The sequence below is a fragment of the Prochlorococcus sp. ALOHA_ZT_50 genome (assembly GCF_022447305.1).
Classification (GTDB): domain Bacteria; phylum Cyanobacteriota; class Cyanobacteriia; order PCC-6307; family Cyanobiaceae; genus Prochlorococcus_A.
In genome coordinates this window covers 1-2,378 of record NZ_JAKVCI010000063.1, presented here as the reverse complement: position 1 = coordinate 2,378, position 2,378 = coordinate 1, and the positions used below count along the sequence as shown (strand labels likewise).

Genomic DNA, 2,378 nt, shown 5'->3' with positions numbered 1-2,378 from the left:
TGGAAGAAGTAGAGAGTGTAAAAGTCCACCAGCAGCTAAAACCATAGAAGAAACTAAGTGTACAATTGCTATTGCAAGTACAGGTTTAGTATCTCCCATCGCAACGCCATTAGCGTCAAACCCTATCCCTAGAGTTGCTAAGTGTGGAAGAACAATTAAAGGTTGATGACCCATAGGAACACTAGGATCAAATCGTGAAAGTTCAAAAAGGGTGAAAGCACCAGCCCAGAAAACAATTAATCCTGCATGAGCTACATGAGCAGCGATAAATTTTCCTGAGCGATTAGCTACACCTGAATTTCCAGCCCACCACCCGTAAGTGGTATCTGGATTACCGTAGGTTTGCATTTAGGAAATGATTAGCTTAAACGTTTTGAGAATACTTTAATTTTCATCAAACAGTTGAATTCACAACAAAATTGTAAAAATTAGTAATCCTAAGAAAAAAAAATCAATCAATTTACCAAAACGATTAACTATTAAAGAAGTTAGATTTCAACAGTAAAGTTATTGCTAGAGAATAGATTACATATCAAATTAAAAGAGATTTAAGTTTAATTTTTTTTTATTAAATTTCTTTTTGCTGACATTAAACGATGTTTTGTTTCATTAAACCATCCTATTTATTGCCTCATTCTCAAACAATTATTAAATATGGGATAAGACATCTAATATTATGACTACTTCTCAAGAGTCTTCTAGAAAATTTTCACTAGAAATGAAATCTGAAGTTCATTACAAAAAGGCTGCAAAATCATACAGAAAATCAAAACAATATATAAATATGATTAACTTATATCCAACTTTGCAAAACACTCTAATTGAGTGTAAGGATGAGAATCTAATCGAATAAATATTTTATATATTTTTCCCAAATTAATTCAGGAAAATAAATCATTTTTTAGGCTGCAATATTATAGTTTTCTTCAGAATAAAATTTATTAATTATTTCTCTGCACATTTTTATATTGTAAAGCGCTTTGGGTTTCCAAGGTTTTTTCTGACCGAGTGGAGAGCTTTTCCAATGAATCCCAGGCTTGAGTATTCCATTTTCACGTAAAAAAGAAAGTTTAATTTCAGTTATTCCCAGTTTTTCCGAGGTCAACTCAGATGAGCTCCACATATCCCCTAACATTGAATTAAGTAAATATTATTAATCCTTGATAACGTTAATTTTATTTTTTTGAAAGGGGTAAAACTTTTAAATAATTATTAAGTCACAAAAAACCTAGTATTTACAAAGAAAAGAGATTTGAAAGATTTATATCAAATTAAGAAATATTAAATAAAGAATCTTCATTAATGAATATCTCATCGATACCCTTTCCTTTATTGATGGATTTATAGTTAACGTATTCTTCTGTAATCGATTGATGCTTTGAAAGATTGATCCAACCCTTGTGCCAATTTCCACTATTTATTAATTCTTCATAAGTAGTTTTTAAGTTAATTTCAGAATCAAGGACAGAAACCATTAAAAAACTAATATTTCCTTTTTCTTTAGTCTCATTTACTAAAACAAAATGTCTTAATCCATTTATGGTTTTATTAGAAGTCCAGTAATTTTCCATAATTATTTTTTCTTAATGTTCCCCTCAGAATTTTTTCTAGATATTTTCTTATATTCATTTCTAATTTCGTCTAATAAAAGTTTTCTTTTATCCATGTAGTTAAGAGAATCTTGTTTTGTTAAGTTATATCTTTCTTTTTTAGTTAAATTCATCCAATTATTAAGATTCTTTTTATTGAAAGTTGTTATTTTTTTAGAATTAAAAACTTTTTGTTTTCTATTTAATTTAAGAAAATTCCTTAAATTAAAAAAAATAAATATAAAAAGAAAAATTATCACTATCTTCAAGAACATCACTTTACAAGTAAGTTATTGTTTATCCAATTTTCTAATTTAATATCATTCTCAAAAGATATAACCTCCTCTTCATTCCCATTACCTGATTGATCAAAGAGCCTTATAATAAATTCCCCATTAACTGCCTCATCATCACCAATAACAATAATACTTTTAGATTTAAGTTTATTTGCCTTTTTAAATTGTTTAGAAAATGAGGCTCCACTTAAATCCAACTCAACTATCAAATCATAATTTCTTAATTTTCTAGATAAATCCATAGCTAATGATTCAGCAATTAAGCCTTGATTAATAATATAAATATCAGTATTTCTTGGAATTTCAAGCTCTTTTCCTGCGAGTAAAATTAATCTTTCTAAACCAATAGCGAAACCAATTGCAGGAGTGTTTGGCCCTCCCATGTGTTTTATTAAATTGTCGTATCTCCCTCCTCCGCAAACTGTAGCTTGGGAGCCCAGAGCCCCACTAGTAATTTCAAAAGCTGTATGAGTGTAGTAATCTAAACCTCTTA

5 protein-coding genes and 1 pseudogene are annotated in these 2,378 nt (G+C 28.8%); 1 reads left to right on the top strand and 5 read right to left on the bottom strand.

Annotated elements, in window-relative coordinates; genetic code table 11:
* Nucleotides 1-348, bottom strand: a pseudogene (locus tag MK115_RS09225) (chlorophyll a/b binding light-harvesting protein); the annotation flags it as partial.
* Nucleotides 349-676: 328 nt separating this feature from the next.
* Here MK115_RS09225 and MK115_RS09220 point away from each other — a divergent pair.
* Nucleotides 677-853 (top strand): hypothetical protein, encoded by a 177-nt coding sequence (locus MK115_RS09220; RefSeq protein WP_167315821.1) that lies wholly within the window; start codon nt 677-679, stop codon nt 851-853.
* A 48-nt stretch (nt 854-901) separates the two neighbouring features.
* On the opposite strand, the gene MK115_RS09215 is transcribed toward MK115_RS09220, so the two are convergent.
* The 4 genes from MK115_RS09215 to MK115_RS09200 form a co-directional block, all read right to left on the bottom strand.
* Nucleotides 902-1,135: a hypothetical protein gene (locus MK115_RS09215; RefSeq protein WP_032515768.1), complete on the bottom strand. Its 234-nt coding sequence runs from the start codon at nt 1,133-1,135 to the stop codon at nt 902-904.
* Between the two features lie 136 nt (nt 1,136-1,271).
* Nucleotides 1,272-1,571, bottom strand: coding sequence for a TIGR02450 family Trp-rich protein (locus MK115_RS09210; RefSeq protein WP_287610921.1), 300 nt, complete (start codon nt 1,569-1,571; stop codon nt 1,272-1,274).
* A 2-nt stretch (nt 1,572-1,573) separates the two neighbouring features.
* On the bottom strand, nt 1,574-1,723 hold the full coding sequence (locus MK115_RS09205; protein ID WP_225866262.1) for a hypothetical protein: 150 nt from the start codon (nt 1,721-1,723) through the stop codon (nt 1,574-1,576).
* A gap of 140 nt (nt 1,724-1,863) precedes the next feature.
* On the bottom strand, nt 1,864-2,378 hold a 515-nt coding region (locus tag MK115_RS09200), incomplete at its 5' end, for a His/Gly/Thr/Pro-type tRNA ligase C-terminal domain-containing protein (protein ID WP_287610918.1).